Annotated in this window: 23 protein-coding genes; 12 read left to right on the top strand and 11 right to left on the bottom strand. The window is 34.6% G+C overall.

The window, feature by feature from the left end; all coding sequences use genetic code 11:
* Positions 1-71 precede the first annotated feature (71 nt).
* The 5 genes from O0955_RS13400 (at position 72) to O0955_RS13380 (ending at position 4,397) form a co-directional block, all read left to right on the top strand.
* Complete coding sequence (locus tag O0955_RS13400) at positions 72-659, top strand: rhodanese-like domain-containing protein (RefSeq protein WP_269428058.1); 588 nt, start codon at positions 72-74, stop codon at positions 657-659.
* A gap of 125 nt (positions 660-784) precedes the next feature.
* Positions 785-1,729 carry a M28 family peptidase gene (locus O0955_RS13395; protein WP_269428057.1) on the top strand — a complete coding sequence of 315 codons (945 nt, stop codon included), beginning with the start codon at positions 785-787 and terminating at the stop codon, positions 1,727-1,729.
* 196 nt (positions 1,730-1,925) lie between these two features.
* Positions 1,926-2,300, top strand: coding sequence for a BlaI/MecI/CopY family transcriptional regulator (locus O0955_RS13390; RefSeq protein WP_269428056.1), 375 nt, complete (start codon positions 1,926-1,928; stop codon positions 2,298-2,300).
* Positions 2,297-3,724, top strand: a complete 1,428-nt coding sequence (locus O0955_RS13385) for a M56 family metallopeptidase (protein ID WP_269428055.1) — start codon at positions 2,297-2,299, stop codon at positions 3,722-3,724. Before O0955_RS13390 ends, O0955_RS13385 begins: the two co-directional genes overlap by 4 nt.
* 292 nt (positions 3,725-4,016) lie before the next feature.
* On the top strand, positions 4,017-4,397 hold the full coding sequence (locus O0955_RS13380) for a hypothetical protein (RefSeq protein WP_269428054.1): 381 nt from the start codon (positions 4,017-4,019) through the stop codon (positions 4,395-4,397).
* Positions 4,398-4,430: 33 nt separating this feature from the next.
* On the opposite strand, the gene rsmG is transcribed toward O0955_RS13380, so the two are convergent.
* Complete coding sequence (gene rsmG / locus O0955_RS13375) at positions 4,431-5,066, bottom strand: 16S rRNA (guanine(527)-N(7))-methyltransferase RsmG (RefSeq protein WP_269428053.1); 636 nt, start codon at positions 5,064-5,066, stop codon at positions 4,431-4,433.
* Between the two features lie 20 nt (positions 5,067-5,086).
* The gene (locus O0955_RS13370; RefSeq protein ID WP_269428052.1) at positions 5,087-6,247 is read right to left on the bottom strand and encodes a glycosyltransferase; all 1,161 of its coding nucleotides are present in this window, start codon (positions 6,245-6,247) and stop codon (positions 5,087-5,089) included.
* A gap of 102 nt (positions 6,248-6,349) precedes the next feature.
* Here O0955_RS13370 and tgt point away from each other — a divergent pair, with 102 nt between their 5' ends.
* The 7 genes from tgt (at position 6,350) to O0955_RS13335 (ending at position 15,317) form a co-directional block, all read left to right on the top strand.
* Positions 6,350-7,480 carry a tRNA guanosine(34) transglycosylase Tgt gene (gene tgt, locus O0955_RS13365; RefSeq protein WP_269428051.1) on the top strand — a complete coding sequence of 377 codons (1,131 nt, stop codon included), beginning with the start codon at positions 6,350-6,352 and terminating at the stop codon, positions 7,478-7,480.
* A gap of 1 nt (position 7,481) precedes the next feature.
* Entirely contained in the window at positions 7,482-8,585 is a 1,104-nt protein-coding gene (locus tag O0955_RS13360; RefSeq protein ID WP_269428050.1) for an LptF/LptG family permease, read from the top strand.
* Complete coding sequence (locus tag O0955_RS13355; protein WP_269428049.1) at positions 8,586-9,464, top strand: DMT family transporter; 879 nt, start codon at positions 8,586-8,588, stop codon at positions 9,462-9,464.
* Positions 9,465-10,855: 1,391 nt separating this feature from the next.
* On the top strand, positions 10,856-13,660 hold the full coding sequence (locus tag O0955_RS13350) for a hypothetical protein (RefSeq protein ID WP_269428048.1): 2,805 nt from the start codon (positions 10,856-10,858) through the stop codon (positions 13,658-13,660).
* Positions 13,661-13,793: 133 nt separating this feature from the next.
* Positions 13,794-14,912, top strand: a complete 1,119-nt coding sequence (locus O0955_RS13345; RefSeq protein ID WP_269428047.1) for a site-specific integrase — start codon at positions 13,794-13,796, stop codon at positions 14,910-14,912.
* Positions 14,913-14,921: 9 nt separating this feature from the next.
* Positions 14,922-15,131 carry a DUF6965 family protein gene (locus O0955_RS13340; protein WP_269428046.1) on the top strand — a complete coding sequence of 70 codons (210 nt, stop codon included), beginning with the start codon at positions 14,922-14,924 and terminating at the stop codon, positions 15,129-15,131.
* A 3-nt stretch (positions 15,132-15,134) separates the two neighbouring features.
* On the top strand, positions 15,135-15,317 hold the full coding sequence (locus O0955_RS13335; RefSeq protein ID WP_269428045.1) for a hypothetical protein: 183 nt from the start codon (positions 15,135-15,137) through the stop codon (positions 15,315-15,317).
* A gap of 130 nt (positions 15,318-15,447) precedes the next feature.
* On the opposite strand, the gene O0955_RS13330 is transcribed toward O0955_RS13335, so the two are convergent.
* From O0955_RS13330 to O0955_RS13290, 9 genes are all read right to left on the bottom strand, one after another.
* The gene (locus O0955_RS13330; protein ID WP_269428044.1) at positions 15,448-15,759 is read right to left on the bottom strand and encodes a hypothetical protein; all 312 of its coding nucleotides are present in this window, start codon (positions 15,757-15,759) and stop codon (positions 15,448-15,450) included.
* Positions 15,760-16,044: 285 nt separating this feature from the next.
* Positions 16,045-16,944, bottom strand: coding sequence for an LAPAL motif-containing putative phage structural protein (locus tag O0955_RS13325; RefSeq protein WP_269428043.1), 900 nt, complete (start codon positions 16,942-16,944; stop codon positions 16,045-16,047).
* Between the two features lie 54 nt (positions 16,945-16,998).
* Positions 16,999-17,649, bottom strand: coding sequence for a hypothetical protein (locus O0955_RS13320; protein WP_269428042.1), 651 nt, complete (start codon positions 17,647-17,649; stop codon positions 16,999-17,001).
* Positions 17,646-17,954: a hypothetical protein gene (locus O0955_RS13315; protein WP_269428041.1), complete on the bottom strand. Its 309-nt coding sequence runs from the start codon at positions 17,952-17,954 to the stop codon at positions 17,646-17,648. The genes O0955_RS13320 and O0955_RS13315 overlap by 4 nt, the downstream gene beginning before the upstream one ends.
* A 14-nt stretch (positions 17,955-17,968) precedes the next feature.
* A complete protein-coding gene (locus O0955_RS13310; protein WP_269428040.1) occupies positions 17,969-18,436 on the bottom strand; it encodes a M15 family metallopeptidase in 468 nt (155 codons plus the stop codon).
* Position 18,437: 1 nt separating this feature from the next.
* On the bottom strand, positions 18,438-20,381 hold the full coding sequence (locus tag O0955_RS13305; protein WP_269428039.1) for an autotransporter outer membrane beta-barrel domain-containing protein: 1,944 nt from the start codon (positions 20,379-20,381) through the stop codon (positions 18,438-18,440).
* Positions 20,382-20,383: 2 nt separating this feature from the next.
* Positions 20,384-21,322, bottom strand: coding sequence for a hypothetical protein (locus O0955_RS13300; protein WP_269428038.1), 939 nt, complete (start codon positions 21,320-21,322; stop codon positions 20,384-20,386).
* A 29-nt stretch (positions 21,323-21,351) separates the two neighbouring features.
* Complete coding sequence (locus O0955_RS13295; RefSeq protein ID WP_269428037.1) at positions 21,352-22,746, bottom strand: phage tail family protein; 1,395 nt, start codon at positions 22,744-22,746, stop codon at positions 21,352-21,354.
* A 1-nt stretch (position 22,747) separates the two neighbouring features.
* Positions 22,748-23,236 carry a hypothetical protein gene (locus tag O0955_RS13290; protein WP_269428036.1) on the bottom strand — a complete coding sequence of 163 codons (489 nt, stop codon included), beginning with the start codon at positions 23,234-23,236 and terminating at the stop codon, positions 22,748-22,750.
* Positions 23,237-23,238: the final 2 nt, after the last annotated feature.

The raw sequence follows: 23,238 nt of genomic DNA, 5'->3' as shown, positions 1-23,238 counted from the left end.
TCAAAACCCCGGACTTGGCCCGAATTATTGTTAACTTTAAACCTAGCCATCAACATTATAAGTATTTTGGAATGAAAAATAATTTTAAATACCTCCTTCTAGCAGTTTTAATTGTGTGTACCAAATTCTCCTTTGCGCAGGAACATAATAATACAGCCAAACATCAGGAGTATAAAAAAGCCCTGGTTAATTATGACGATTTTAAAAACCTGGTTACAGAAGTAGAAAACCACAGGAAACAACGCTTAATCAATTTAAATACATTTCTGAAGATGAGTAAGGAGAAAAATGTAATTATTTTAGATGCCCGTTCTACATTCAGATACAACCGAAAGCATTTAAAAGGTGCAATATCATTAAGTTTTACAGATTTTACACAACAGAACCTTAACCGGCTCATTCCTGATGTAAATACCAAAATATTAATTTATTGCAATAACAATTTTGAAGGTGATCAGATAGACTTTGCTTCCAAAATAGCAGATGTTAAACCTCAGGTCGAAACCCAGATACTATCAAACCGAAAACCCATTATGCTTGCCCTTAATATCCCAACATACATTAACCTTTATGGATATGGTTATAGAAATGTGTATGAATTAGATGAGCTGGTTAACATTAAAGACAAAAGAATTAAGTTTGAAGGAACGGTAAAATAATGCTGCGCAGACTAAGTCGTCGTATTTAATAACCATCAGGTTTAAATATGCAATACCATACAAGAAACATCGTTTTTCTTACAATAATCTAATAATTAATATCTTTAGACACAAATCAATATAAAATGAAAATCCTGTATATTATTCCTTTAGCAGTTATGTTAAGCTGCTGTTCATCCGTTAAAAACCAAAGCGGAACAGCTCAAAATTTAGATAATCAACTGTTGAAAGATGTACAGGTACTTTCTTCTGATGCGTATCAGGGCAGAAAAAATGGAACTAAAGGTGCCGAGATGGCCAGGGCTTATATTATTGACAGATTTATTAAATTAGGTTTAAAATCTTACCCCGCAAATGTAAATTATGCCCAGGAATTTACATTTAAATCCAAAGGAGTAAACTTAAACGGCACAAATGTAGTTGGTTATATTCCGGGTAAAAGCAATAACGTTATCGTAATTTCTGCGCATTATGACCATTTGGGCGTTGTAAAAGATGTTATATTTAATGGTGCCGATGATAACGCTTCTGGTGTGGCTGGCTTATTAAAAATTGCAGCTTATTTTTCTAAAAACAAACCCAATAACACCATTATTTTTGCCGCTTTTGATGCTGAAGAAGTAGGTTTACAAGGTGCTAAAGCCTTTGTTTCCAACCCTCCCGTGCCTATCAATACCATTAGTGTAAATTTAAATATGGATATGATTAGCCACAGTGATAAGGCTGAATTATATGTATGCGGAACATTTAAATATCCTGAGCTTAAAAAATATGTGGTCAACAATAACCCTAAAATAAAAGTTTTGCTGGGACATGATGATCCCAAATCAGGCCACGAAGACTGGACAAATCAAAGCGATCAGGGTGCTTTTAATTCAAAAAATATTCCATTTCTGTATTTTGGTGTTGAAGATCATAAAGATTATCATCAATCTACCGATAAATATGAAACCATTACACAATCATTTTTTAATGATGCGGCAAATGCTATTTTGGAGGTTGCAAAAAACATTGATCGCCAAACAGGATTACAGCTATCACTGAAAAACAAAACAATAATGAAAAATTAACACCATCATTTCCAGCTGGTCCAACACAAATTATAATTACAGACCTGCCCATCGGCAGGTCTTTTTTTGTAAAAAAGGATTTAGATAAAAAATAATACACTAATAATCAGATAGTTAAAATTAAACTACAAAAATAGTTTTAAAACTATAAAAATAGTAGTAACTTCATATTAAGCAAACTATAAAAATAGTTAACATGATAAAAGAACTCACAAAAGCAGAAGAACAAATTATGCTCATCCTTTGGGAGCTGGGTGAAGCCTTAGTAAAAGATGTAATTGAAAAAATGCCTGAACCAAAACCTGCATACAATACGGTTTCAACTGTAATCAGGGTTTTAGAAGGCAAAGGTTTTATTGATCATAAAGCAATTGGAAATACGCATATCTACTTCCCTGTTATAAAAGAATCTGATTATAAGCACTTTGCTTTCAACAAAGTGATGAATAATTATTTTGAAAACTCTTACGAAAGTTTAGTCTCATTTCTGGTTAAGGAGAAAAATTTAAGCAAAAATGAATTAGATGAAATTATTCAACTGGCAGAGCAACTTAAAAAAAATAAGTTATGAACTGGTTATATTATTTACTCGAAGCAAACCTCTATCTAATCCTGTTTTATGGTTTTTATAGATTATTCCTGCACAAGGAAACTTTTTACAGATTAAACAGATATTTTTTAATTTTCAGTTCTGTTCTGGCTTTCTTGTTGCCATTTTTTCAAATAGGTTTTTTAAGAACTCTAGTAACCGGACAGATTGGTGCAGTACCCGCAAAATCAGTTACCGAAACTGCGCTTATTGACGCTTCCCTTTTTGAAACTTATCAGTCAGGCATTTTCACTTTTGATCATATTCTTATAACAACATATGCTTTAATTACTCTTTCATTCCTCTTTAAATTATTCTTCGGCTTATTCAAAATTGTCCGTATGCTTAAACTGCCATGTGTGCAATTAGAAAAAGGAGTGAAATTATTTGATTTAAAGGATTCTAAGGTTGCTTTTTCGTTCTTCAACCTGCTTTTTATGGATCCACAATTATCAGAGAGAAATACCATACTTAAGCATGAACTTGTTCATATCAGGCAGAAACATAGCTTAGACGTGTTGTTATTCGAAATGATTCAAATTATGAACTGGTTTAATCCATTTTCTTACCTGATTAAAAGAGATATAAAGCTAATACACGAATATTTAGCAGACGAAGAAACGATTAGTCAGGGCATAGAAAGGTACGATTATGCTATGTTTCTGATTAAAAATTCAACTGGAATTAAAAATCTCACACTCACTAATCAAATATTTAGTTCATCAATATTAAAAAGAAGAATCAGTATGTTAAATCAAAAAAAATCAGCAGCCTGGGCCAAGCTTAAACTGCTCTTAGCATTACCAATTACCGGAGGAATATTATGCCTTTCTACAATGGCATTTACAAAAGATTATGGTTTGGTAGATCTGTATCCAAAAGACTTAAAATCAAGCCATCAGGATTCTAGCAAGATCAAGTATACAACCATGCAAGATTTGGAGAAAAAATCTGTATTATTTACAACAGCTGTATCGGTTAATGGTAAAACAAAAAAACAGACATCTTTCGAGAAAAGATTAATTCTTATTAACGGAGAACAAATCAAGGACAACAACGACTTCTTTGCCGCTGCAAATTTCGATAAGAAAATAGAATTAAACGCAAATGATGCGGTAAAAAAATATGGAAATAAAGCTAAATATGGTGCTGTTGAGCTGGTTGGGCCAAAGGTTAAAGTTCTGAAACAAATGCCACCTCCACCACCAATGGAACCAAAAGTTAAAGCAAAACAACCACTTACGAAAATTGCTCCGCCGCCTCCACCATCAATGGAACCAAAAGTTAATGCAAAACAACCACTTATGAAAATTGCTCCACCGCCTCCGCCAATGGAACCAGCTTCTAAAGTGAAAAAAACAATTACAAAGATTGCTCCGCCTCCACCGCCAAAAGAACCAGTGTAAAAATCGGATAAAGACGCTCTGATTTATGGAGGTATCACACAAAGGCAGTATGGTTTACGACTAGATTATATTAAGCGTATCGTATAATAAAAAGCACGTAAACCATACCCTTCATTCAAAAAGTTCTTTATCAAAATAAGCTGAAACAGATATAATTTCGCTTTCAACTTAGATTATTTTACTTGTATTACATAAAAAACATATGTTGAGTCAAAAAAAACCAGTAAGCAGAGTCAACCATAAACTATTACTGTTAACCCTTATGAGTATGATCTTGTTATGTTCAATTGCTATGGCTAATTCAAAATACGCACTTAAAAGTGGTTCTAATCAAAGTTTATCAAATGTTAAACCAGAGCAAGACACTATTAGAAAAGCATTTTATGAAACGGGAATAAATATTCCGAAAATAGATGTTGTTTACTTAGATCTTAAATATAACGACACACTACTGAAACCAATGCCGGTTTCAAAGAGAATCTTTATTGTAAATGGAAATGAAATTGAAGCAGGGAGTTCAGGTGGTGTAGAAAATGCGGAATATATTATACTTTTAGACCCTAAAAATGCAATAAAGAAATATGGAGAGAAAGGTAAATTTGGGGCAATAGAAGCCTATGGATCAAATATTGAAATTCTTACGATACCAACTCCAGAATCGAAAACGCATTAAAAAATTAACAAAATTAAATATTCTGTAATGGCTCTACTGTGGCACATAAACCACGTATTTTGTTTCAAAAAAATCTTCTTCAAAATAAGCTGAAAGCGGATATAATTCTGCTTTCAGTTTTGATTCTTTAATTTCTTCAGCTAAATCGCCACCTTTTAAATACAAAATTCCATTCGGAATGGCATTAATAGATTCTTTCTTGAATTTGCCCTGAATCCATGGATAAAACTCGCCCAGACGGGTTACCGCTCGTGAAACGATAAAATTATATTTATTTTTAATCTGTTCGGCTCTTAAATGATCGGCCTGCAGGTTCTCCAAACCTAACGCGGACGCGACTTCTTTAACTACTTTAATTTTTTTTCCAATTGAATCAACCAGATGGAAATTAGTTTCAGGAAATAAAATCGCTAATGGAATTCCTGGAAAACCGCCACCAGTACCCACATCAAGCACATCCTCTCCCGGTTTAAAAGTACAAACCTTAGCTATTCCTAATGAATGCAATACATGACGCTCATATAACTCTTCAATATCTTTTCTGGAAATTACATTGATTTGAGCATTCCAGAAACTATACAATTCAAAAAGCTGTTCAAATTGAGCAATTTGTTTTTCGGTTAAGTTTGTAAAATATTTTAAAATGATATCGGGTTTAACTTCAAGCATAATTTTAGGAATTGATCATATTATTTCCAGTTCACTTTTTTCTTTCCAAACATGGCTAAAAAGCCATTAATCGTTAAAAATAAGAACAAAAGTATATCTAATATCGGGAACCACCAACGTAAATCGCTATAATTTAAGCGTTTTAAAATTTTAGGATATATAAAACTGCGAATGATGATGCTAAAGATTAAAACACCTACCGCAATATATTGGACTTCTCTGCTAAAAAACATACAAGCGGCAAATGAGGCATAAAATAAGAACTGAAAGATAATCTGCAGACTTAAAATAAATTTATGTTTCGATTTATATAGCTTTCCGGCACCAAAATGACGCTTTTTCTGTCTTAAATAGCCAGCCCAGGTCGTATTAGGCTCACTCCAAACATGACTATCTTTATGAATTCTAATCGCTGTATTTCTGCGGCTGGCATGTGCGTTTACAAACAAATCATCATCTCCTGAAGGAATGTGCATGTGAGCAGCAAAACCTTTATTTTTAAAGAAAAGTGATTTTTTATACGCCATATTACGACCAACACCCATATAAGGCATTCCTTTTAAAGCAAAAGAGAGATAATTTACAGCTGTAAAAAAAGTTTCAAAACGGATTAAAGCATTTAAAACCCCTCTTTTCTTTATATATGGCGAGTAGCCCAATAAAATTTCAATGTTATCCTCTGCTGGTTGCTGCATGTCCATAAGCCAGTTTGCAGATGCTGGCATACAATCTGCATCCGTAAACACCAGCCATTCATTTTTGGATGCTTTAATTCCCATGGTTACCGCAAATTTCTTACCTGCAATAAATTTATCGTTATCCAATACCTTAACCACTTTCAGGTTTTTATATTGTTTTTCAAGCTGTTCAAGGTACTCATCCGTACCATCCCACGAGCGATCGTTAACTACAACAACTTCAAAATCAGGATAATTTTGTTCAAATACGGCGGGTAAATATTTTTGAAGGTTAACAATTTCATTTCGTGCACAAATAATTACACTTATTGGCTTTAAAGCCATTTGAGGCACCTCTTCTATACGTACGTTTGCCAATTTTAAATGTACAAAAAGCACATAATACAATTGTATAATGAGGCAAAAGGCAAGAAAAGCCAATAAACAAACTTCGGGTAGGGTTAATATCACAACGTTAAAATAAAACAGGCACAAATTTCTCATTTTAAATCAGTAATCCACTTTTATGTTGATAAAAAATTAAACAAAAATATGACCTCATAATTTGCTATTTTTGGCAGATTTTAGCGAGGAGAAAAGCACAATATGAAATTTACTTTACAGGCAAACGATCCACTTTCAAAAGCCCGTGCAGGAACAGTTACAACTGCTCACGGAGAGATACAAACCCCTATTTTTATGCCTGTAGGTACTGCTGGTACAGTTAAAGCGGTGCATCAGCGGGAATTAAAACAGGATATTGATGCCCAGATTATTTTAGGCAATACTTATCATTTATATTTAAGACCAGGACTTGATACCTTAGAAAAAGCTGGTGGTTTACACAAATTTATAGGTTGGGACAGGCCGATTTTAACCGATAGTGGCGGTTATCAGGTTTATTCTTTAAGTAAAGTAAGAAAAATTAAAGAGGAAGGCGTTACTTTTCATTCGCATATTGATGGTTCCAAGCACTTGTTTACGCCTGAGTATGCAATGGATATTCAAAGAACAATCGGTGCTGATATTATTATGGCATTTGATGAATGTACGCCCTACCCATGCGATTATACCTATGCGGCGCAATCAATTAAGATGACACACCGCTGGTTAAAGCGTTGTTGTACACATTTTGATCAGACTGAACCAAAATACGGCTTTGATCAAACCTTATTTCCTATTGTTCAGGGCTCTGTTTATAAAGATTTAAGAATAAAATCGGCCGAATTTATTGCCAGTATGAATCGTGACGGTAATGCAATCGGAGGTTTATCAGTTGGAGAACCTGCAGAAGAAATGTACGCCATGACAGAAGTGGTGTGCGATATATTGCCTGTAGAAAAACCACGTTATTTAATGGGTGTTGGTACACCTATTAATATATTAGAGAATATTGCGCTTGGCGTTGACATGTTCGACTGTGTAATGCCAACCAGAAATGCCCGGAATGGTATGTTGTTTACTAAAAATGGCATTATTAATATCCGTAATAAAAAGTGGGAAAATGATTTTTCACCATTGGAAGCAGACAGCGATTTACATGCAGATTTAGTGACCAGTAAAGCATATTTAAGACATTTGGTACACAGTAAAGAAATGTTAGGTGCTCAAATTGCTACATTGCATAACTTACATTTTTACCTTTGGCTGGTAAAACAAGCCAGAGAAAAGATTTTAGCTGGTGAGTTTTACGAATGGAAAAATCAAATGGTTAAAGTATTAGGCAATAAACTATAAGATGAATATAATTAAGGGCAACATAAAAATTATAGACCGCTACATCATAGGAAAATACCTGGGTACATTTATTTATGCACTGGCTATTTTTGTCATCATCATCGTGGTTTTCGATTTATCGGAAAAAATGGATGACTTTATGAAAAGTGGTCTGAGTTTTTGGGGCATATTAACAAAATATTATGCCGGCTCGATACCGTTTTACATCAACATGTTATCGCCCTTAATTAATTTTATTGCGGTTATATTTTTCACGGCTAAAATGGCCGATCAAACCGAAATTGTGCCCATTTTAAGTGGTGGGGTAAGTTTTAACCGTTTCCTTTGGCCATATTTCATTTCAGCATCAATCATTTTTTCAGCCAATTTACTGTCTAATCTTTACCTTTTACCTTATACAAACACTTTAAAAAATAAGTTCGAAAATACTTACGTTAAGCGAAATGATCCGTCGACGAAGTCTAACATCCATATGAAACTGGATGACAGAACATACATCTACATTGATAACTTCGATAATAAAACCAATTCAGGGTACCGCTTTTCTTTAGATAATTTTGATGGGGATGTACTGACTAAAAAAATTATTGCCGAAAATATTAAATGGGATTCATTAAAACGTAAGTGGCAGTTAACCAATTACTCTATCCGTAAAATAAATGGGCTTAAAGAGACCATGATTTATGGTAATGGTAAACTTAAAGACACCATTTTGGACATGCGTCCGGATGATTTTTCAGCTTATGACAATGTTGTTCAAAACTTAACTACTGCTGAACTTTCTGAGAAAATCAGAAAGGAAAAAGTCAGGGGAACCGGTGTTATGAACGACCTGAGGTTTGAGCAATACAAACGTTATTTACACCCCCTGTCAGCCTTTGTACTTACGCTTATTGGTGTTGCTTTATCTTCACGTAAAGTACGTGGTGGTGTAGGTGTTTCACTCGGAATTGGAATCTTTTTAAGCTTTGCTTATATCGTGTTTAATCAGTTCACACAGATGTTTTCTACCAAGGGTGGCTTACCTCCTTTTATTGCGGTATTAGCACCAACCATATTCTTTGGAATACTGGGCGCCTACCTGCTGATTAAAGCTCCAAAATAGATGGAGGTCAACAAAAAAAATCTTCTTATCCTTCATCTTACCGTATTCGTTTGGGGTTTTACTGGTGTACTCGGAAAAGTTATTTCTATAGATGCGGTACCCATGGTTTGGTACCGTGTTTTAATTGCCACAAGCACACTTTTAGCCTGGTTTTTAATTACAAAAACCAATCTTAAAATTACCCGAAAACAGTTTGTTCAGTTTTTTTTAACCGGCGGAATCGTAGCTATTCATTGGATATTTTTCTTTCATGCCATTAAGGTTTCAACTGTTTCAGTAACGCTGGTTTGCCTTTCATCCTTCACTTTATTCACAGCAATTTTAGAACCTCTGATTAAAAAACAGCCCATTTTCATGGGTGATATTTTGGTCGGTTTATTAATCATTGCTGGAATTTATTTGATCTTTAAATTCGAAAGCCAATACACTTTAGGGATAATTTTCGGCCTTTTAGCTGCTCTTGCATCCAGCCTTTTCTCTACTATAAATTCAACATTTGTACAAAAAAGTGAGCCTTCTATTATTGGTTTTTATGAACTTGTAGGAGGGTTATTCTGGATTACATTATATCGTTTATACGATGGTTCTTTATTAAATACGCACTTTAATCTGAGCTTAAAAGATTGGTTTTATCTGGCTATTTTAGGCACTTTTTGCACCTCTGTAGCGTATGTTGCAGGTGTATCTGTAATGCGGACATTATCTGCTTTCCGGGTAGCTTTGGTTACCAATTTAGAACCTGTTTATGGCATCATTCTGGCCTTTATTTTCTTTAAAAATAAAGAGCAAATGACAGGAGGTTTTTACATCGGCGCTGTAATTATTTTAGCTTCTGTATTCCTTTATCCAATCTACAAAAACAGAAAAAATCACCCTTAATTTAGACTGTAATTAAGCCACCATAGTCCCAAAATTTCAATGGTATTTCAACCTTAATCACGGCTAAAATCATGTCCAAAATCCGCACCTTAAGGACCACATCAATCCATCTAATCTGCACCTCTAAAGCAGAGCCTTAGTTCCAAAACAGAAGCAAAAAACTGGAGGTATAGCCATCAAAAATAGCGAGGTTCACTTCTTTATTCTGGTACACAAACCGAAGCAAAATTCGAGAATCACACAGTCTTAACCAACAACTAAAAGCAGTAAACATCCAGTGATTTATTTGCTAAAAAGGCGCAATAATCGCCTGTAGATTTCTATAAAAAAGCTGTGAAGGACAACAAAATAAATTCTAAAAATGAACACAAACCTACCTGATCAAGCTATATTTCGTCTTGAAATTAATCCCTATTTTTCACAACAAATTCTTTCAAAGCTTTCATAAATGTGCCAAATCCTGCAATAACCTATAAATATCACAAATATCTGAAAAGCAATAAAAAGAAACATAAATAACTATAAATCAACAACTTAATTTAAATTTTAAATTTTTCAATATTTAATGGTTTTTAGGCTCACATAAACAAATATCAGCTTAAAACTGCATTAAGGATTCAATTTTGATGAGATTTAAAGTCATTTTTGGTACATTTCACATACATGAAACAGCAATTAAAATCAATTTTCACTTAAAATCTAATGGCAATTACTCAAAAACAAGACTGCTTTTATAATAAAATTCGAAATTCATTAGAGCAAATCAGGTTGAAATCTGATGAAACTAAATCGCCAGATTTAGACTCATCCCGGTATTTAGGAAAATTGATAAAAGCATAAAAAATAAAAACAAGACATTATGTCACTAAAACAACAAAAAATTATTTGCTTTATTCTAATCTTTAAAGCCTAAAAAAATCCTGTAAAAAACCAATTTAAAACAGAAATAAAAGGCTTAGAAAACTCTAAAAAACACCTGTCTAAAAAACTAAAAACACAAGCCTCAATCCCTGCACTGAATTAAGATTTTAACCTGCATAAAATACCAGGGAAATACCTTCAAAAAACCATCGCTTAAAGTAAATTATTCCTGTATCATAAAATAATTTTCTGTAATCTATATTTCAATTTGAGCGAAAAATTTTCAAGGAAAATCGAATAATAAGTGTAAATTAAAGCGATAAATGGTTAATCAATGTAAGCGGCTATTTTTTGTTATTCATTACTTTAAAATTCATTTCAACATCCTTAAAAATAGATATTTTTAAAATTTATTAAAAACATATAATTATTTATAAATCAATAATTTATAAATTTTACATAAAGAAAATAAGCAGACAAAACAAAAACTAAAAAATTCTAAAAACTAAATATTTTAGCATAAAACTTAGATGAATTTAATAAAAGCAAACAAAAAACTAATTATCAGATACTTATATACATTTATATTAAGTTTTATTTCAGTATCGGTTTTTGGACAGATTTTTAGCACGGCACAAAACCCACTTAGTGTAAAATGGCATTACATTTCATCAGGAGGCTTTAAAATCATCTTTCCCGAAGAACTGGAAAAAGATGCCCGAAGAATGGCTAATACCCTACCCTTCATTTACCCTAAAATTGGAAGTGGGTTAAACAGGCAAAACACCTCTATTCCCGTGGTTTTACAGAACAGAGGAACGGTGGCAAATGGCTTTGTTCAGCTGGCCCCAAAGAAGTCGGAATTTTATGCCACTCCACCCCAATACTTTGACAGTCAGGATTGGCTCAACAACCTTGCGGTTCATGAGCTTCGCCACATCGCACAATTTGACAGATTGACAGGCGGACAGGCAAAACCTTTTCCGGAACTGGTTTACTTTGCTTACATGGGCGCCGCTATACCAACCTGGTTTTTTGAAGGAGATGCTGTTGTGAACGAAACCGCATTGACCTACTCGGGTCGGGGAAGACAACCGAATTGGATCATGCCTTTTCGCACTTCAATTTTAGAGGGAAAAAAATTCAGCTACAGTAAAGCTTATTTTGGTTCTAATAAAGACGTGACTCCGGGCTATTACCAGACCGGTTACCTTATGGTTGCAAACATGAAAGAAACGTATGGAAAATTCTTTTCAGACAGCTTGCTAAATGACATTAAAAAAAGACCTGTTCGCCTCTACCCTTTTTCAGGCAGTTTAAAAAAATTCAGTGGAGAAAACACCCGGCAATTTTTTCTTTCTGCCCAGGCCAATGCAGAGAAAAAATGGAAAGCACAGGCTGAAAATTCAAGAACTGAAAACTACCAGAGTTTAAACAAAAAACCGGCCTATGCAACAAACTATTTTCTACCAACCCGTTTCAATAAAAAACAAATTTTAGTCTTAAAAGAAAGTAAAACTGAAGCAAGACATTTTGTGCTGATTAATGAGGATAAAAGCGAGGAAAAATTATTTGGAATCGGCTATCAGGAACAGCCCTGGTTTAGCTTTCAAAATGAGGTTTTGGTTTGGGACGAAATCAGGTATGACCCGAGGTACAAACAGCGGAGCTATAGTGTAGTTTGCAGTTATGATTTTAAGACAAAAACTTTTAAGAAACTGACTAGTAAAAGCCGGATTTTTTCTCCGGGCCTTTCAGCAGATGGAAAGAAAATTATTGCGGCCAGAGTCGATCTTCAAAACAAATTTAATCTGGTAGAAATGGAAACTTCTACCAGCAAGATTTTGAAGACTTACCCTAATCCGGAAAACCAAATTATCCAGACTCCTTCTTTTGACAAAACAGGAAACCGGATTGCCTACATTGGTGTGAATGAAAAAGGAAAGAGTTTAATCTTATTGAATGGCGATCAAAAAACAGAATTGATTAAAGCAAGCAGACAGCAACTGAGCCGGCCAATTTTTATGGGTGATAAAATTGCATTTAATGCGCACTACAATGGCATTGATAATATTTACAGCATAGACATTGCTTCCGGAAAAATAAGTGCGCTAACGGCTTCTAATTATGGAGCCTTTAATCCGGCTGAAACTGAAGATGGAAAATTTGTTTTTAACGATTACAAAATTAACGGTTACGAAGTTTCAGAAAAAAGTATAGAAGAAAAAGAACCGGGAAAAGATGGCTTTGTAGATTTTGCTTCAGCAGCAGAAAAGCAGGAAAATACGGGTAATGTTTTCGAGAATATTCCAGACAGTAATTTTACCTCAAAACCTTATCACCAGGTTTTAAATCTTTTCAGCTTTCACAGTATCATTCCTGTCATTGATAACGAATATACTTTTGGAGTGGAACTGCAATCAAACAACTTGCTAAACACCATGGATTTTTATACGGGTGCAAAATATCACCGGGATTTAAAAAGATTTGAGTATACAGCAGACATGAGCTATAAGGCACTTTATCCTGTTTTTAGTGTATTATACCGCAATAGACCAAAACGAACGTTCTACAAGGCTAAAAATGCCATACAGCAAGGAGATTGGCGGGAGAACTACATCAAGCTTAATGCTTCACTGCCACTTTCATTTAATTCGAGAAACCAGAACTATTCTTTTACTTTAAATGCTGCAACAAGTTTTACCCAAAGATACCTGCCCGAAAACATGCCTGATAATTTTATTACAAGGCTTAAATTTCCGATGGAGTATAATTTCACTTTCAACCACAGCGTAAATACAACTGAAAGAGATATTGCACCAAAATGGGCCCAGATTTTAAGGATAAGCTATAACCATCAGCCTTTTGATCAAAACCTGAAAGGTAAAATCCTTGCACTGGAAAGTTTCTTATACTTCCCGGGCTTTGCTAAAAATCATTCTTTCCTTGCCAGTTTCAATTATCAGGAAGCTACAGGTGTAAATCAGTATGCAACTGAAATTGCTACGGTGTATGGCTACAACAGCATCCAGGCAAAAAGTAAGCTTCAAAACAGTTTGCTTTTTAACTACCGTTTTCCTTTTGCCTTTCCGGATTGGGAATTGGGACCACTGGCTTATATCCGCAACTTCAGAGCCGGATTATTTTGTCATTATGAAAACATTGGTAAAAACACTAATTTGGGTCAACCCAAGACTTACGGGGTGGAGCTGAACAGTAGTTTAAACATTTTAAGGTACCAACCTGTTATTGATATTGGAACAAGATTAGTATTTGTTAATCAGATTTATAATCAAAATCCGATATTAGAGTTTTCATTTAATTATTCATTCTGACAACTAAGATAATCTATAGTAAGTAAAAATAACTCGTAGAAGATTAGAAAACAATAAACTAAAAATAATAGATTACTAATATATTTAGTAATTATTGTATATTTGTTCGCCTACTTACACCATTACTTACACCATGTCAGAACCAAAAATTATTCTTTACAAAAGCAAAACTTATTCAGATGGAAGTAATCCAATAATGATTCAAATAATCGTTAAAGGAAAAGCTGTCAGAAAAGTTATATCCAGGTGCAATGCTAAATATTGGTTAAGCTCTAAGTCAAGGGTATCACCAAGATTTATCGAGGCGCCAAGGATAAATAACGAAATTGAAATAGCCCTGAGAGAGTTTGGTTTGAATGACAGGATTGATTTTTACCCATTCTTTTTTTCTATTATTGAAAACTACAAATTAAACAATCAATTTGGTCGATATAAGGCATTCAAAGTTCTTTATGATCAATTACTCGAATACGATCATAATATTTGCTTCCAAGGGCTTACAGAAAGAAAAATGTATGATTTTGCAGCGTACTTAAGAGACAGCAAAAAAAATGCATTGAATACGGTTAGAGAAAAGATGCAGGTGTTCAACCGGGTTTTGCGTTCCGCTAAGAAATCAAAATATATTGTAGATAACCCCCTGGATGATATTACTTTTAAAAGGGAGCGATCAATTAAAGATAAATTATCCGTTGATGAAATAAATAAATTTTCTTCTTACCCGTTGAGTGGTAAACAAGCTGAAGCCAGAGATTTATTTATGTCAAGTATTTATTTGAGAGGAATAAGGATTGGCGACCTTGTCGTGCTTAAGACAAGTAACATACATTCCGGAAGGATTGTTTATAAAGAAAGCAAAACAGGGAAAGTTCAGAATATCGCTATCATACAGGAACTACAAATTATACTGGATAGGTGGAGCGGTAAAAATCCTGACGGTTATTTATTTTCGTTTACCAGATTTCACGCTGACTATTTCACTTATAAGGAAAATATAAAAAAATCAACAATTAAAATTAATGGATTGCTTAAGAGGGCCGCAAAGATTGTTGGTATTGATAAAAATATTACACCTCATACAGCACGCCATTCATTTAGTAGGCTGGCAAATACAACGATAAAAGATTTAAGCATTACAAAAGACCTTATTGGTCACTCATCTTTGTCCGTTCACGAAGGCTATATTAGTGATATAAGCGACGACCTTGTAATGGATGGATATGCTCAACAAGTTTTAGATAAATTAAAGTAACTTAGTGGCATGACAATCCAAGAACTAGAAGAATGGTTTTCTAAGGCTCCAAAACCTGTAATGCCAGTTATGCTTAATGCCGCTACAAAAGTTAATGATTATGAGCAATTTTTAGATAGTCACTTTTCGCCCTTGAAAGCTCATCCTACGGCTAAGATCAATCAACCTCTTTTAATCAGACTGGAAATGATGAAATTGATTATTGAGAGTAATATTTAAATTATGGACAGACAAATTAAAAATGCTGATGACATAAAAGCATTTCTACTATTGTTAGAAAAAAGATTGTCTAAAAACTTAGAAGACAATAAGGAAATCAGTTTCCATACTTCTATAACGCATTCCATTTCTGACGAAGAATTAGATTTTTTCACGGGAGAAACATGGACAATTGAAGTTAAATAAGAGGGGCATATAACCTAAGTCGTATGCCCCATCTAAATTAATGCTCTCAAGAGTAAAGATATAAAACTTATCGTAATTTCAATATCGGCTAAACGTCCGATAAATTCAATTATCGGCTAATTAACCGATATTAATATGGATTTAAATTTATAAAGGTGCTTTTGCGACCAAAGAGTTCCTTTTCCGGGCACCAAAGAACATTTTTAAATGTAGAACTACCTGGTGTACTGGATTCAATAGCTTCAGCATATTCCAAATTAATAATTTCTTTCTTGATTCGCTCATACTGAGATTCATTTAATCGTCCTTTAGGCTTAACGTCACCAGCCGAATAAATACCAAGCATATAACCCTTAATATAGATGCTGTAGCGCTTGTATAATGGATGAAGCTGCCTTAATTCTATCTCAACGCCATCATGTTCAAAGATTAATTTTTTCATAACCTGTTTTTTAATTCTTCAACAATTAACAGATAAGCATCTTCTTGCATCTTACTCTCCGGCTGCAGCTTGAATATTGCTCCATTATATCCTATGTAGCCAATGAACCTATTATTAAGATCAATCGAAAATAAGTTTTTTGCTGATTGTCGTACAGTTAAGACCCCATCTTTATAATCAATATCAAATCTATCCATTTGACAAAATTACTAAAATAATTAGTAAACAAAAAAGCCTCTACTTTCGAGAGGCTATATCTTACCTGCTAGGCTGCGGGTTCATTATTTAATCTTCATTAAAAATATCAGTTTGCTTTGGGCGGTTTGTGTGCTTAATTATTTTTATTACTCTATAAGATTTATTAGCATACGCATTATAATCGTAATTATAAACTTGACTAACTTCTAGTTCAGCATACAATGTATCCCCTTTTGCAAATGATTCTCCTTTATCAATATGTTCATGAAAAACTGTATCCTTAATTTTTGCTGTAATTTTATTCCCATCCAAATAAAACTCCCAGTTTTTCGATTTGTCAAATGATAGTGAAATTATATTTAAAATACACTCTCTGCTTATTACTCGAGTGTCTGGTCTATTTGAAATCTCCATATTAGCCAATGTATGAATATCAGTATCATCCAAACCGACAACCTTATCATTTTTCTTGTCAAATATTTCAAAAGACTGCACATCACTGTCATTCTCTAATACTTGCAACCCCTTTGATACACTATTTTGAACCTGAGGATTATTTACAACATTAAATACTACCTTGCTAATAACAATGTTATCTCCATTAATATTTTTTAAGTTTATTTCTTCCTTATTCTCTTTAATCTCTGTTGGCGGTGATCCTCCCAGGAATTTATAAGTTCCGTAAGCAGCTCCTACAATGGATACGATATTTGCTGCTATATCACTATTATCTTTTGTAAATAATTTACCAATAGTTTCAAGCAGATTAGATTCAAGAACAATGCTAACAATAAAACTACCATGTTCAAAAGCCTTTATTTTTACATCAATTTTTCGATCAGTTTTTAATTCTTTATTTACTTCTTGAATTACATTTGAAAAATGTAAGATACTTGTAATTAATGTGTTTGCATCAATTTCATTCGAATTTGTTCCAAATCTTAATTTTAAATCATCCATTACATTAGTAGTATCTTGAGAACTCATTGTTATGCTAATTTAGTTAGTATATTGTATTAATCCCACAATGTACTAAAAAAATTATTTCCCTTTAAAACCCAGCCATATAAAAAAGCAAATAACAGCAATAGAACCTATGACTATCCCGAATGTGCCAAGCGTAGGTTTAGTATCTTTATTCTTATCTTGTTTAACTTCCTTTTTCTCAATCTTTTTTTGCGACTTATCAACGCTATCTTTTACTTCTGACTTAACCTCACTTTTCCTTTTTGTAGTGTCAATCGTTTCTTTTTTGCTTGACACATTTCTTTTGTACTGTATTTCGCGCATAGGTATATCAGAGCTACCATATTTACTAGTTAGCCTTACAGTAGCTTGGCCTTTATCTCCGGCAAATATGGCTAATGAAATGCCCAGTTTAGGATCGACAAGCTTCATGAGCGTGTCGCCTCTGGCAGCTTTATCATCTAACCTGAAATTTCCAGTTAGTTCAATCGGCATCAAAACTGGTTCTTTAATGTTTACTTCCTCATTGATGTCAAGATCAGACTTTGAAGTAATATAATTTAAAACGGATTGGAGGCTATCTTTATAGCTCAATTTTACAGCAACATCATTTTTAATGTCCGACTTTTCAATCCTGCTTTCTTTTGTCTTATGCTTTAATATCCTACACCCATTGCTGGGCATCAACATTACAACTGTCACGAACACTATTAATAGTTTTTTCATTTTTTTAATGTTTTAATTATGATCGTACTCTTTTTGGTGGAATCAATTTTGAATAAGCTTTTTAATTCCTGGTATGAATTATCCGACCTACTCACAATTACACCTTGTAAACTGTCCTTTTCATGCCTCTCTTTAGTAATCATTAAATCTCTTACCTCTATCTGCTTTTGATAATAGGCTTTATCCTGTTCTCTTAGTTCTCTGCTTTCGGTTAAACTTGCCCTGCTTTGAATGGCGATATATGATGCAAGGCTTGAAACTGCGGCAAATAGCCACGTAAGAGTTTTTTGTGTTGTTGTTGCCATTCGTTATTTTCATTTTAACCTTTAACTTGGAAATGCATCCAATCGTAATTTTTCTCTCTTCCCAAACTTTCAAACCCGTGTTTATAAAAAATATCAATCATAGGTTTATATTCTGGTCTTGCAAATCTTGCTGTCTTAGAAGTTTCCTTTAATAGGTTTCTGTCCGGATCAAGATCGATGGCTAAGCCCCAACTATGAATACTTAACTCTGAACCTCCTCGCATAACGCGGTAGTTGAAACACCCACCATAATCATCAATCTGAAGCCTCTTTATTTCTTCAATTCCATAATGATTTAAAATGTCAGTAAAAATTGCTACTAACTGGTTCGCAACTGATTTATGACACTGAAAACTATTGATGTATGTTTTCGTCTCCCAATTCAAATACATAGGATAAGGTAACTTTATTGAAACCAAATAACCTGATCCGGTTTTGTTTGGCATGCCATATTTTAATATTGCTTGTTTACTAGTTAACATGCTATTTAATTGTATAAGTGAATGAATAAGGAACATTTACTGTTATACCATTCCCGGCCGAGCTGAATGCATTAATGACTAATACGGCTCTTGCATTCGCAACATCGCCCGTAACAACGACACCAGGATTATAACCCGCATATCCTACAGATCCATGCCCTACGACATCATTTGCATTCGTTAATGTCGATGCGATAGGAAGCGAAATTGTAACACTGCTATTTGAGCCGCCAGATGTTAATGTTGCCTGAACAGTACCATATACGGTAACTTGATTGCCAAGTCTCATAAAATGCGCATCAGTTCCGCCGGCACTTGTTGTATTTGCGCCTGCAGTAAATGTTGGAGTGTATACTCCTGACCCTAAATTATCCGCTTTAATATTTCCATTGACTTCTAATTTTTCAGAAGGGGAAGTAGTGCCTATTCCGATGTTTCCTGTCGGGTCAAAGTACAGTCTTTGTACAAATCCAGATAATGATTGTGTGGTACTTTGTGAAATTGCAAAATCGCCATAACTAGCTATATCATTCGCTAAATTCCATGTTCTGCTATTAGGATTTATACTTTTAAAAGGTAATTTCCATGATGGAAAAAGTAACTCATATACTGATACATTACCTGCTGTGGTAACATCCTGTAAGGTTGTACCAGTAGCTTTACCTGTTGTGTCAGCTCCAATTATTTGCCCAGATGCAAAATCTTCAATTAATGCTACTGAACCATCTTTATCTTGTAAGGTTTGCGTTCTGTTCCCAAAAGAAGCAGGGAAATATAATTTAAAATTGTTTGCCCCTGAGCCTATATGTTCTAAACCATCAGCCTTTACCCCTGTGCCAACACCAGCAGGGGTTCTTGTACTTAATGCTGATCCAGTTATAATTGTCTGATTTCCACTGTCATCAGTTAATTGAACATAACTACTGCCACCTGTTAGTACTTGTGCCCCAGTAAATGAGTTTCCGCCTACCAGATTAGCTTTGCCTGTAATCCTAGCATCAACCCTTGAATCTAAATAGTATTTATTTGAACCTTCTGAAATCTCAGTAGTTGTCAGGCTGACATTTCCAACCTGTCCATTTACAGAAGATACAGCGTCCGTTGGCGTCAACAATTCCTGCCAGTTAGCTAATGTCGATGCAGGGGATTGTGTTAAAATAAATGATTTACTTATATCTGTTCTAACAGCTACGTCTCCCTGGCCAGCGGTAGATAAGGCAAGCATAGCAGCTTGAGAATTAACGGGAAAAGTTTCTGAGATCGCTAATGCAGGAATTTGACTATTTGGAACTTTCCCATCGGCTCCTAATGAAGCATAACCATTCGCCGTTCCCTTTTCAGAGCGTTGCTGATAAGGCGTTAAATCAGATGGAGCAGGTATTAAAGCCTTAACTTTCTTCAATGACGGAATCCAGGTATCTAAATCTGAATCGTAAGTATCAGAGGCGTAAAATGCACCCAATCTATTAATACCATCAGTTAATACAATAGTTGGTAAATCAGGATCATTAGGGTTTTTAAAAGCAATATTGCTTAAAATGCTAGATGCTGAATCTTGAACTCCAAAAATAGCCCCCTGTCCTACATCCGATAATACTAAAAAAGGATATACTTGTCCGGGAGCTCCTGACAGATTTCCCATTATAAAGAAATTCCCTGTAGTGTCAATTATCGTATATGGTTCCGTTAAGGATCCACCTAGTTTAGCTACTCCACCGCTTTCTGTTAATCCATTACCAAAAGTCAATGCGCTACCAAAAGGAACTAATTCGGAGCCATTGTGGTAAACAGGAATACCATCTTTAATGCCAACAGATCCCTCTCTCTGATCAGCTTCGTTATCTTCGTTAATTACAGGTAATTCAAACACAGATAATACCTTAAGGTCATCATCTTGAATGGTATCGCTTGTTTTTGGAGTTCTTATATAAATTTTCTTTGCCATTTCTATGCTGATATATATTTAATCCAACACCCTGTCTTAAAAGGGTTTCTTATGCTGTAAGGCTTTGCTGTTTTAACAGTTGCGCCATCGGCTAAATACCCGCCACTTAATCCAGACCGGCCTAGTGTTGGTTCTAATGAAGAATACGATAATTCATATCCCTCTTGCCCTTTATATGCAGCGCCTCGTGCCACATATTTATCTGAAGTAATTATTTCTGTTCCATTCGGGCCAGACCGAACATCTGATGAAAACATTTTATGTTCGTGAGGGAACATCTCATCTTCAGTATTTACATGAGATGCGCTACCGCCTGTTAATCCCGGTTCTTTTATCTCATCAATGCTTGCGTCAAATTGAACCGGAACATATCCTTTCATGCTTTCATCAATTACCCATCCAGCAGGGATATCCTCAATAGCTCTTGTCCACCAGAAGCTGGCTCCACTTTTACCAGATATATCAGGCAATAAAGGCGCTAACATTAATTTTAATTCGTCAATTTGATCCTGTAATAATGCTGTGCTACCTCCTGAACTCCCAGGCACTCCATCAGGATAAAGAATTAATATTTCTCCGCTAATCAGAATAAAGTTCTTTATGGTTACTTTGCCATTTACAGAATCAAAAATTAAATCTCCATCACGGAACGAAGCATTGTTTAATTGGGTGCAGCTTACTGGATAATCTGTTTTGCCAACGAGCCTTAAGTCAGTAACAACTGTATTATAAACCCCGGGACTAACTGTAACCACTTCAACTTCTGGATCTCCCAATCTGATTTTAAAAGGACTACCAAGCAAGGGACCACTACTACCTCCACCGGCTCCAAAAGGCAAATCAGATATCTTACATTGCCTTAAAGCCGCAACTGATGAATCCCAAATCCAAATGAGATCATCTGATTCAGCACTTCTGCCTAATGGCATAGTGTTAGGCATCTTCAATGTTATATGTGGTACTTCTGGCATTATGTATTAATTAATTTGATTAATGATTTATCTTTTACTGAATCAGCAAGAGAGAGTGTATATAAGTATGGATAGATCCAATTTCTGGTATATCCAATAATTCTTATTTGTCTGTTAATATTTAACTTTGTATCAACCACTGACACCACCTGCCCCAGTGAAACAGTATGCCCTGTAACTTTGAAATAAAGAGGATTGCAAACGGCATTAAATGATATTTGAACATCTCCGGAAACAGAATCTAAATAATCTTTTACCGCCTGCTTGAGTTCAGCCTCTGCATTAATTATATATTGATCTGGCATTAAAATGTTAATCAATACGTATTTATCACCAATTGCAGGGCTTAATAGTTCTGATGGGATATCTATTGTCTGATCTTCGGTGTTTTTATTTATGGTAAATGTTTTGGTTGCATTATTATAGTCTGAAATTGTAAATGAGTTTCCTGATAACTGACCTGATATGAATTCAACTTTTGCCTCAACACCCGGGATTAATTGGCTATTTACATTGAAATCCATCCCCGAGTCTGCAAAAACAAATGGGGTCGTTACACTTGTAACAGTTCCATTTCTACGGGGGTATATATCCTCAAATATTTTTACCACCTCTACAACATCATACTTACCCGTTCCATCTGACAACCCTGTATTCTTATCCAGATACAGCTTATCCGCCATTCTTAGGCGCCTGGAGCCATTACGATAATTACTGCCAATGTTTCGGTCACTTCCAAAACCATAAACTCTTGTTATTGGATTGGCGTTTGTTTGTGGCGCAATACTTAATTGGTATAATGCTTCCTCTTTACCGTATTTAAGTACGACTCCGCTATTAATAATTCTCTTGTAAAGACTAATTTTATTTCCTACAACATGCCACTCCGTTTCAAATTTTTCCGCAAGTATATTTAGCGCTTCCAAACAGTTGTTGTTCTCAAAATCAATTGTAACTGTATCAGAATCGACAACATATCCAATTACATAATTGTAATCCGGATATAACCGGTTGAGGTTAGCGACTAACAACTGAAGAAAGTCAATAGCATTGCCAGTAATTGGAAAAACAGGTTCAGTAAATCTATTCGTGGAGTCAAGGAATAAAAAGGCAGCTTTACCTATCTGTTGCAGATCGCTTTCAAACGTTAACTTATATTCATAATCACGCTCAGCATTCTTTGTTATAGGATTTGGAGGCGTGTTTAATCTGAACTTACGCCCATTTACCATGACATAATCACCATATTCAAAGAATATTGGAACAGGTACAGTTATCCCCATTTGAAATATATCCTGCCCCATAATATCACACACTTCACCGCTACTTTCGTCAGGATGAACAGTTGCTCTTAGCGTTCCATTATATTTGTATACGGACAATATCCTTCCCATCTTATGCGATTAAAAAGGTGTCATCCTGATCTACTAAATAGACCTTTTGAATATTGGCAAAAGGATCTGATTCCTGAAAAATGATATCAAATTTTATAATTAACTTCTTTTCCTGATCAACATGTGTAATTTTACTTACCGATTGTTGATCAACATAATAAGCTATAAAAGTCTTATCGATAGAAGCCAAATAAATCTCATGAGTTCCAACGCCTGAAAGCTCCGTAAAAAGACCATTGTACTGCGACCAAAAATTATCATTTCTGATTTGATCAGTAGATCCTAATGCAGTTAAAACACACTTTAGCGTAAATTTCCTGGCTTCAAATGTTGGATTTGATAAATCAATATCTTTTCCATTCACTTCCGGCCAATTATGGTTTAAGCTATCTTTTCTTTTGGGAAAAGCAAGAAACTCGTTAAGGCCATCACTTTCGATGATAACCCCGAATACTGATTCTAAATCCTTATTATTTAACTTGCTTCCCATCT

Origin of the sequence: Pedobacter punctiformis, assembly GCF_027213715.1 — a bacterium.
Taxonomy (GTDB): Bacteria; Bacteroidota; Bacteroidia; order Sphingobacteriales; family Sphingobacteriaceae; genus Pedobacter; species Pedobacter punctiformis.
Note: the sequence above shows the minus strand (reverse complement) of the source record. Positions and strands in the feature narration are given on the sequence as shown.

What these genes read in the sequence shown, in the direction of transcription:
- O0955_RS13355 (WP_269428049.1), top strand. Translation starts at nt 8,586, where the DNA reads ATGGAGGTCAACAAAAAAAATCTTCTTATCCTTCATCTTACCGTATTC.
- O0955_RS13305 (WP_269428039.1), bottom strand. Translation starts at nt 20,381, where the DNA reads ATGGCAAAGAAAATTTATATAAGAACTCCAAAAACAAGCGATACCATT.
- O0955_RS13400 (WP_269428058.1), top strand. Translation starts at nt 72, where the DNA reads ATGAAAAATAATTTTAAATACCTCCTTCTAGCAGTTTTAATTGTGTGT.
- O0955_RS13335 (WP_269428045.1), top strand. Translation starts at nt 15,135, where the DNA reads ATGGACAGACAAATTAAAAATGCTGATGACATAAAAGCATTTCTACTA.
- O0955_RS13310 (WP_269428040.1), bottom strand. Translation starts at nt 18,436, where the DNA reads ATGTTAACTAGTAAACAAGCAATATTAAAATATGGCATGCCAAACAAA.
- O0955_RS13390 (WP_269428056.1), top strand. Translation starts at nt 1,926, where the DNA reads ATGATAAAAGAACTCACAAAAGCAGAAGAACAAATTATGCTCATCCTT.
- O0955_RS13330 (WP_269428044.1), bottom strand. Translation starts at nt 15,759, where the DNA reads ATGAAAAAATTAATCTTTGAACATGATGGCGTTGAGATAGAATTAAGG.
- O0955_RS13360 (WP_269428050.1), top strand. Translation starts at nt 7,482, where the DNA reads ATGAATATAATTAAGGGCAACATAAAAATTATAGACCGCTACATCATA.
- O0955_RS13395 (WP_269428057.1), top strand. Translation starts at nt 785, where the DNA reads ATGAAAATCCTGTATATTATTCCTTTAGCAGTTATGTTAAGCTGCTGT.
- O0955_RS13350 (WP_269428048.1), top strand. Translation starts at nt 10,856, where the DNA reads ATGAATTTAATAAAAGCAAACAAAAAACTAATTATCAGATACTTATAT.
- O0955_RS13295 (WP_269428037.1), bottom strand. Translation starts at nt 22,746, where the DNA reads ATGGGAAGGATATTGTCCGTATACAAATATAATGGAACGCTAAGAGCA.
- O0955_RS13370 (WP_269428052.1), bottom strand. Translation starts at nt 6,247, where the DNA reads ATGAGAAATTTGTGCCTGTTTTATTTTAACGTTGTGATATTAACCCTA.
- O0955_RS13380 (WP_269428054.1), top strand. Translation starts at nt 4,017, where the DNA reads ATGGCTAATTCAAAATACGCACTTAAAAGTGGTTCTAATCAAAGTTTA.
- O0955_RS13300 (WP_269428038.1), bottom strand. Translation starts at nt 21,322, where the DNA reads ATGCCTAACACTATGCCATTAGGCAGAAGTGCTGAATCAGATGATCTC.
- tgt (WP_269428051.1), top strand. Translation starts at nt 6,350, where the DNA reads ATGAAATTTACTTTACAGGCAAACGATCCACTTTCAAAAGCCCGTGCA.
- O0955_RS13325 (WP_269428043.1), bottom strand. Translation starts at nt 16,944, where the DNA reads ATGAGTTCTCAAGATACTACTAATGTAATGGATGATTTAAAATTAAGA.
- O0955_RS13290 (WP_269428036.1), bottom strand. Translation starts at nt 23,236, where the DNA reads ATGGGAAGCAAGTTAAATAATAAGGATTTAGAATCAGTATTCGGGGTT.
- O0955_RS13315 (WP_269428041.1), bottom strand. Translation starts at nt 17,954, where the DNA reads ATGGCAACAACAACACAAAAAACTCTTACGTGGCTATTTGCCGCAGTT.
- O0955_RS13320 (WP_269428042.1), bottom strand. Translation starts at nt 17,649, where the DNA reads ATGAAAAAACTATTAATAGTGTTCGTGACAGTTGTAATGTTGATGCCC.
- O0955_RS13385 (WP_269428055.1), top strand. Translation starts at nt 2,297, where the DNA reads ATGAACTGGTTATATTATTTACTCGAAGCAAACCTCTATCTAATCCTG.
- O0955_RS13345 (WP_269428047.1), top strand. Translation starts at nt 13,794, where the DNA reads ATGTCAGAACCAAAAATTATTCTTTACAAAAGCAAAACTTATTCAGAT.
- O0955_RS13340 (WP_269428046.1), top strand. Translation starts at nt 14,922, where the DNA reads ATGACAATCCAAGAACTAGAAGAATGGTTTTCTAAGGCTCCAAAACCT.
- rsmG (WP_269428053.1), bottom strand. Translation starts at nt 5,066, where the DNA reads ATGCTTGAAGTTAAACCCGATATCATTTTAAAATATTTTACAAACTTA.